Genomic DNA, 8,061 nt, shown 5'->3' with positions numbered 1-8,061 from the left:
TCCACCAACCGCCGTTCAACCGTGAATGGCGCCCGTGGGCCACAATGGTTGTATGAAGAAAACGGGGCCATTGGCCCCCGTTGTTTGTTGGGTGTTTGTAGGGCATTTGTAGGGTGGATAAGCGCAGCGCATCCACCAGCAGGGGGCGCATCAAGCACGAGCGCCGGTTTCGGCCAGGCGCCTCCACCAACCGCCGTTCAACCGTGAATGGCGCCCGTGGGCCACAATGGTTGCATGAAGAAAAGGGGCCATTGGCCCCCGTTGTTTGTAGGGTGTTTGTTGGTCATTTGTAGGGTGGATAAGCGCAGCGCATCCACCAGCAAGGGGCGCATCAAGCACGAGCGCCGGTTTCGGCCAGGCGCCTCCACCAACCGCCGTTCAACCGTGAATGGCGCCCGTGGGCCACAATGGTTGCATGAAGAAAAGGGGCCATTGGCCCCCGTTGTTTGTAGGGTGTTTGTTGGTCATTTGTAGGGTGGATAAGCGCAGCGCATCCACCAGCAAGGGGCGCATCAAGCACGAGCGCCGGTTTCGGCCCAGGCGCCTCCACCAACCGCCGTTTCACCGGGCAAGGTCGGGGGCTTCGGGGGGAGAGGTGGATGCGCGTTGCTTATCCACCCTACGACACACCCGCGACACCACCTCCTCACACCCCAAAATACCTTGCCTGCGGATGCACCAGCACAATGGCCGAGGTGCTCATTTCGGGGTGGAGTTGATCCCCCTCCCCAAGCGATAGCCCCAGTTTTTCGCCCCCCAGCAGCGGCAGCAACTTGGCTTGATCGCCGGTCTCGGGACAGGCGGGGTAGCCAAACGAATACCGCGCCCCCCGGTAGTGCATCTTCAGAACCCGCTTCACGTCGCGGTCGTCCTGCGCCGCATACCCCAGCTCGGCCCGAATGCGGGCATGAACAAACTCGGCCAGCGCCTCGGTCATCTCGACCCCCAGCCCGTGCAGGTAGAGGTAGTTCTGGTATTGGTCGGCCTCGAACCACTGCCGCGCCACATCCGAAACCCTTTGCCCCACCGTCACCACCTGGAGTCCCACCACGTCGCGCACCCCGCTTGAAAGGGGGCGGACGAAGTCGGCCAGACAGACCCCATCCTCCCGCGTTTGGCGGGGCAGGGCGAAGCGGGCGATCTCTTGGGTGGGATCCTCGGGATCGAAGAGCACCAGGTCGTCGCCGTCGCCGTTGGCGGGCCAAAACCCGTAGGCGGCCTGGGGCGCCAGGATTTTCTCGGCCTTCACCCGGCGCAGCAGGTCGTTGAGGATGGGGCGGACCTCCTGCTCGATTTGCTGGACGTAATCCTCGGCCGACTGCGACTTGCCCTTGCGAAACCCCCACTGAAAGCGGAACAGCACCGTTTCGTTCAGATACGTGCGGAAGTTGTCGAGCGGGATCGATTCCATGATCCGCGCCCCCCAGAAGGGGGGGGTGGGGGGGGGGGTGTCGAAGGCGATGCGCGATTTGAAGAGTCCGGTGCTCTCCTCCGGCTCGGGCCGCTCCAATAGCCCCGGCCCCTTTTGGGGGGTGGTCTCCCGCTTGGGCGCAGCCGCCTTGGGGGGCGCCGCCACGGTTGGATCCTCCCCCCGCTCGATCGCCTGCATGAAGCGCAGTCCGTCGAAGGCGTCGCGGGCGTACGTGGTGGTAGGGTAGACGGCGCGGCAGTCCTTCTCGACGAAGTCGCGGGTCAGCGCCGCACCCCCGAGCGCCACCGGCATCGCCAACCCCGCTGCCCTCATCGCCTCTAGGTTTTCTTTCATGATGACGGTCGATTTCACCAGCAGTCCCGACATCCCCACCGCGTCGGCCTGCTCGGCCCGGGCCGCCTCGATGATCGCCTCGACCGGCTGTTTGATCCCCAGGTTGACCACCCGAAAGCCGTTGTTGGTCAGGATGATGTCGACCAGGTTTTTGCCGATGTCGTGCACGTCCCCCTTCACGGTCGCCAGCACCATGGTCCCCTTGGCCTTGCCGTCGCTCTTTTCCATGTGGGGCTCTAAAAAGGAGACCGCCGCCTTCATGGTTTGGGCCGATTGCAATACGAAGGGCAACTGCATCTCCCCTTTGCCGAACAGCTCCCCCACCACCCGCATCCCTTCGAGCAGCAGTTCGTTGATGATGTGCAGCGGCGTGTAGGTGGTGAGCGCCTGCTCCAGGTCGTTTTCGATGCCGCCCCGGTTGCCGTCGACGATGCGGCGGATCAACCGCTCCTCCACCGTTTTGGGGGGGGGCGTCGCGGCCGATTCGGCCAGTTGGGCGTCCTCGTAAAGCGCCATCAGCCGGTGCAGCGGATCTTCGACCCCCTCGCTGCGGCGGTTGAAGATCATTGCCTCGCAGGCGGATCGGGCCTCTTCGCCGATGCGCGACAGCGGCAAAATCTTGCTGACGTGGATGATCGCCGAGGTCATACCGGCCTGAACGGCGTGGTGGAGGAAGACCGAGTTGAGCGCCTGTCGGGCCGCCGCCTTAAGGCCGAAGGAGATGTTCGATAGCCCCAGAACGATCTGAACCTCAGGGAAGCGGGCGCGGATTTGCCGAATCCCCTCCAGCGTCTCGATGGCGAGTTCGAAGTCGTCCTCTTGGCCGGTGCAGATGGTGAAGGTCAGGGGATCGAAGAGCAGGTCGCCGGGAGGCAGGCCGCACTCCTCGACCGCCAGTTGGTAGAGGCGCGCGGCGATCTCGACCTTGCGCGCCGCCGTCTTGGCCATGCCGGTCTCGTCGATGGTCAACGCCACCACCGCCGCGCCGTATTCCCGGCACAGGGTAAGGATTTGCCGCGCCCGCTCGGGGCCGTCCTCAAGATTGATCGAGTTGACGATGCTCTTGCCCCCCAGCCGCTTGAGGGCCGCCTCGATCACCGGGATCTCGGTCGAATCGACCACGATGGGGGCGGTGACGTCGACCGCCAGGCGCGCCATGAGCCGGTCCATGTCGGCCAGCTCGTCGCGCCCCACATAGGCGGCGCAGACGTCGATGGCGTGGGATCCCTCGCGCACCTGCTCCTTGGCCATCTCGACCATGCCGTCGAGATCCTCGGCGGCGAGCAGCTCGCGGAATTTCTTCGAGCCGTTGGCGTTGGTCCGCTCGCCGATGGCGAACACAGCGTTTTCTTGGCGCAAGGTCTCGCGGCGGTAGAGGGAGCTGGCCGAGGGCTCGAACACCGGTTGGCGCGAAGCGGGTTGGGCATCGGTGAGTCGGGCGGCGAGGGCTGCGATGTGGTCGGGGGTGGTGCCGCAGCAACCGCCCACCATGTTGACCCCGTCCTCGTGCACGAAGCGCTCCTGCCAAGCGGCGAACTCCTCGGCCCCGAGCGGGTAGACGGTCTGGCCGTCGACCAAAATGGGGAGTCCGGCGTTGGGCAGTACCGACAGCATCCGGTCGCACATCTCCGACAGGGTTTTGACGTGGCGGGCCATCTCCTGGGGACCGGTGGCGCAGTTCATCCCGATCACCTCGACCTCGGGTAGCGCCATCAGGGCGGCGAGCGCCGCCGGCATCTCGGTGCCGAGCAGCATGGTGCCGGTGGTCTCCATGGTGACCTGGGCGATGACCGGCAGCCGTTTGCCGGTGGCGACAAAGGCGCGCCGCGCCCCCATCACCGCAGCCTTGATTTGCAGCAGGTCTTGGCAAGTCTCGACGATCAGGGCGTCCGAGCCCCCGGCGATCAACCCTTCGATTTGCTCTTGGTAGGCGGCCGCCAGGGGATCGAAGGCGATGTGGCCCAGCGAGGGGAGTTTGGTGCCGGGGCCGATGGAGCCGAGCACGTAGCGGGGGCGATCGGTTTCGGCCTGCACCGCGTCGGCGGCGGCGCGGGCGATCTGGGCCCCCAGCAGGCTTAGGTTGTAGGCCTTGGCGCCGATGTCGTATTCGGCGAGGACCACCCGGTTGGAGCCAAAGGTGTTGGTCTCAATCGCCTCGGCCCCCGCCAGCAGATAGGTGCGGTGGATCTTGGCGATGATGTCGGGGCGGGTTTCGAGCAGGATCTCCGAGCAGTTTTCCAGCCCCAGAAAATCGGCCTGAAGGTCGAGGTTTTCCCGTTGCAGCATGGTCCCCATGCCGCCGTCGGCGATGAGAACGGCTTGACGCAGGCGGGTGAGAAAATCGGGTCGGGTCATGGCGGCGTCCTACACAAGGTGCGACCGGCGGCGGGGCCGGATGGGGATTTCCAAGCAAAAGGGGCGGGATTCTAAGAAAAACCGCTGGAATTGTCGCCGCTGAGAGGGTAGTTGCTGGAAAATCCGATGGTAGACCCCGTTCTGCCGTTCCTCACCCCGTTCCCAGCAGCGGGCACGGCCCCAACAAAAAAGCCCCCAAATCGGGGGCTTTTTTGTTGGAAGTGGTGGGCCGACCGTCGGCCGGGGGGCAGGTCAACCCCCGCAACACCGTTTCACTTCTTGTGTTTTGACGTTCACCAGGGGGCGACCTGCACCGGGGTGGCGCTGGTGTTGAAGGTGCCGTCGCCGAGCTGGCCGGAGGTGTTGGTCCCCCAGCTCCAGTAAAATTTCGGTGATGGCGAGAGAAAGCCTCAAAAGCTCCGGCTGGCCACCCGATGGGCAATCTGGTCGATCAGGGGGGAGGGATCCCAGATCAATTCCAGGGTCACCACCTTCAGAGCGGGGTCGGCTTGCCGCTCGGGGGGCAGACGCACCGCATCTTTGGCGGTGGTCACCCACAGGGGGGTGGGGCGTTGGTCGATGGCGCGCCATTGCCGGGGGCCGGGGTGGGCGTGATCGCGCTGCGTGATCCGAGCAGCCACGCCGATTCCCTGCTGCGCCAGGGTGGCCACCACCCGTTCGGGCTGGGCGATGGCGCTGTACAGGGTGACGGTGGTGCCGGAGGGCGGGGGGGGGCAGGGGGTTAAGTTGCCGTCGCACCAGGGGCCAGCGGTGGTGGCGGCGGCGGTGGCGGGTAATCCGGTGCAATCAGGGGGGAGAGGGCCAAAGTGGACCACCCAGTCGCAGCGGGCGAGGGCATCGACCACCGGCTCGCGCAGCGGCCCCGCCGGAAGGTAGTGGCCATTGCCCCAACCGCTACGCCCCACCACCACCACGTTCAGGTCACGGTGTACCGCCCGGTGTTGCAGGGCATCGTCGAGCACAATGAGGTCGGGGCGGTAGCGGCGCAGGGCCAAACGGCAGGCCGCTGCACGTTGGGCCCCCACCACCACCGGAGCGCCGGTGCTGCGGTGGATCAGGGTCGGTTCGTCCCCCCCCACCGTCGCCTGTTCGGTAGGGGACAGATCCTCCAAACAGATCTCCCCACGACCACTGCCCCCATACCCCCGACTGACCACCACCACCTTCAGACCCCGTTTTTGCAGATGCCGGGTCAGGTCGATGGTCACCGGGGTTTTGCCACTTCCTCCCACCGTGATGTTGCCGATGCTCACCACCACCCCCTCCAGGGGTGAGGGGGGGTGGCGGTCGTAACGACGGTTGCGCTGGTGGGCGATCCAGCCGTAGAGGTGGCTTGCCGGTAGGAGCAATCCCCCCCACCAGGGGGGGTGCCCCCCCTGCCACCAGCGTTCCAGGGTTTGATGCAATGGCACGTCGGCTCCACGGGGGATGGGGGTAAACAGATGGGGGATGATAGCTTCCCAATGCACCAAAAATCCGCCATTACGTTCTTGTTTTTGGCGACCCATCCATGGGTCGCAAGGGAGCACTGAATCAATCGGCGCTTCCCAAGACGTCTACGAGTTTGATTCCGAGGCGCTGCCCAACCGATTTCCCTTCAGGCACGCCGATCCCCTCGGGGTACCCCCTCTCCCCCCGTTCATGCACAATACCGCGCCCGGCAAGTCCGGCTCTTCAAGTGCTACGAAAACCCTTTCTGATAAATGTCTACACCCCTTGGGAGCATCGCCACGATGACCGCCTCCAACCTCGATCAACGCGCCATCAACACCATCCGCGGCCTGGCCATCGACATGGTTCAGCAGGCCAATTCGGGCCACCCCGGATTGCCACTGGGGGCCGCCCCCATGGCCTACGCACTGTGGGACAAACACCTGCGCCACAACCCGGCTGACCCTAAGTGGGTCAATCGCGACCGTTTCGTCCTCTCCCCTGGCCACGGCAGCGCCCTGCTTTATTCCCTGCTCCACCTGACCGGCTACGACCTGTCGCTTGATGATCTGAAGCAATTCCGCCAATGGGAGAGCCGCACCCCCGGTCATCCCGAGGACTTCATGACCCCCGGCGTCGAAGCGACCACCGGCCCCCTGGGACAGGGGAGTGCCAACGCGGTCGGGATGGCGCTGGCCGAGCGCTGGATGGCGGCCCGCTACAACCGCCCCGGTCACACCATCGTCGACCACTTCACCTACGCCATCGTCTCGGACGGCGATTTGATGGAGGGGATCTCGGCCGAGGCGGCATCCTTGGCGGGGCATCAAAAGTTGGGCAAGTTGATCTACCTCTACGACGCCAACGACATCACCCTCGACGGCCCTTGCGAGCTCTCTTTTGGGGAAGAGGTGGGGAGCCGCTACGAGGCCTACGGCTGGCAGGTGCTGCGGGTGGCCGACGGCGACCATGATGTGGCCGGTTTAAGCGCCGCCATCGAGCAGGCCAAGAGCGAGACCGAGCGCCCGAGCATCATCATCGTCAAAACCACCATCGGTTTCGGATCCCCCCACAAAGCGGGGACCAGCTCCTGCCACGGCTCCCCGCTGGGCGAGGATGAACTGGCGCTCACCAAACAGGCGTTGGGGCTCGATCCTGCGCTGCGTTTCGAGCTGCCCAGCGATGCGGTCGATCACCTGAGCGACGCTGTGCGGCGCGGTCACGGGCTGCAAGCCCAATGGAATCGCGGCTTCGATGCCTACGCTAAGGCGTTCCCCGATTTGGCCGAAGAGTTTCTGGAGGCCGCTTCCGGCGATCTGCCCGAGGGGTGGGAGGAGGCGATCCCCACCTTCCCGGTGGGGGAGAAGGTCGCCACCCGCGCCGCCGGGGGCAAGATCCTCAACGCCCTGGCCGGGGTGGTCCCCTGGCTGCTGGGGGGCGACGCCGATCTTTCCGGCTCGACCAACACCCGCATCAAATCCGACGACGACAACACCCCCGAGACCCCGGCGGGGCGCAACTTCCGCTTCGGGGTGCGCGAGCACGCCATGGGGGCGATCGTCAACGGGATGGCCTACCACGGCGGCGTGCGTCCCTACTGCGCCACCTTCTTCGTCTTTTCCGACTACATGCGCGGTTCGGTCCGGGTGTCGGCCCTCTCCAACTTGCCGGTGATCTACGTGTGGACCCACGACTCCATCGGGGTGGGGGAGGACGGCCCGACCCATCAGCCGATCGAGCACCTGGCCAGCCTACGCGCCATGCCCGATCTGGCGGTCTTCCGCCCCGCCGATGCCAACGAAACGGCCATCGCCTGGAAGATGACCCTGAAGCAACAGCGCCCTTCGGCCCTGATCATGAGCCGCCAGAACCTGCCGACCCTCGATGCCGCCGCCGTACAGGGGGCCGAGAAGGGGGGGTACGTGCTGGCCGAGGCGAGCAGCGCCCCCCAGGCGGTGCTGATCGCCACCGGCAGCGAGGTGCATGTGGCGTTGGCCGCCCGCGAGGCGCTCGAAGCTGGGGGGATCCCGACCCGAGTGGTGTCGCTGCCCTGCGTCGAGATCTTCGAAGAGCAGGAGGCTGATTACAAAAACAGCGTCATCCCCCGCGACGTGGCGGCCAGGGTGACCATCGAGGCGGGGGTGACCCTGGGCTGGCACAAGTATGCGGGCGATGGCGGCGCCTGCATCGGCATCGACCGCTTTGGCGCCTCGGCCCCGGGTGATGAAAACATGGAGCGGTTCGGTTTTACCGCCGACAACGTGGTGAACACCGTGAAGGGACTTTTGGACTGACTTGGTGAGGAGGCGCCGCCATGGAGGGCGAAAAGCCGATGGGTGCCCATGGGGGCTACCGTGGGCTCAAGGGGTTTCAGGTCGCGCAATTGGTGTTCGATCGAACGGTGCGGTTTTGCGAGCGCCGTCGTCCACCCCAACCCCACCCTCCTACCAAGAAATCGCCGCCAACGCCGCCCCGACCCTGCTGGCGGT

3 protein-coding genes are annotated in these 8,061 nt (G+C 65.5%); 1 reads left to right on the top strand and 2 read right to left on the bottom strand.

Annotation, left to right across the window (positions count from 1 at the left end):
- Positions 1 to 646: 646 nt before the first annotated feature.
- Positions 647 to 4,120 carry a methionine synthase gene (locus AUJ55_04980; GenBank protein OIO58540.1) on the bottom strand — a complete coding sequence of 1,158 codons (3,474 nt, stop codon included), beginning with the start codon at positions 4,118 to 4,120 and terminating at the stop codon, positions 647 to 649.
- A 410-nt stretch (positions 4,121 to 4,530) separates the two neighbouring features.
- Entirely contained in the window at positions 4,531 to 5,649 is a 1,119-nt protein-coding gene (locus AUJ55_04975; protein ID OIO58539.1) for a tetraacyldisaccharide 4'-kinase, read from the bottom strand.
- Positions 5,650 to 5,874: 225 nt separating this feature from the next.
- Here AUJ55_04975 and AUJ55_04970 point away from each other — a divergent pair, with 225 nt between their 5' ends.
- Positions 5,875 to 7,866, top strand: coding sequence for a transketolase (locus AUJ55_04970; GenBank protein ID OIO58538.1), 1,992 nt, complete (start codon positions 5,875 to 5,877; stop codon positions 7,864 to 7,866).
- The last annotated feature ends 195 nt before the right edge of the window (positions 7,867 to 8,061 follow it).

It is taken from the genome of Proteobacteria bacterium CG1_02_64_396 (genome assembly GCA_001872725.1).
GTDB lineage: Bacteria > Pseudomonadota > MNWR01 > CG1-02-64-396 > CG1-02-64-396 > CG1-02-64-396.
Note: the sequence above shows the minus strand (reverse complement) of the source record. Positions and strands in the feature narration are given on the sequence as shown.

Excerpts from the sequence above, each read along its gene's own strand:
- AUJ55_04980 (OIO58540.1), bottom strand. The coding sequence starts at position 4,120 with ATGACCCGACCCGATTTTCTCACCCGCCTGCGTCAAGCCGTTCTCATC.
- AUJ55_04975 (OIO58539.1), bottom strand. The coding sequence starts at position 5,649 with ATGGGTCGCCAAAAACAAGAACGTAATGGCGGATTTTTGGTGCATTGG.
- AUJ55_04970 (OIO58538.1), top strand. The coding sequence starts at position 5,875 with ATGACCGCCTCCAACCTCGATCAACGCGCCATCAACACCATCCGCGGC.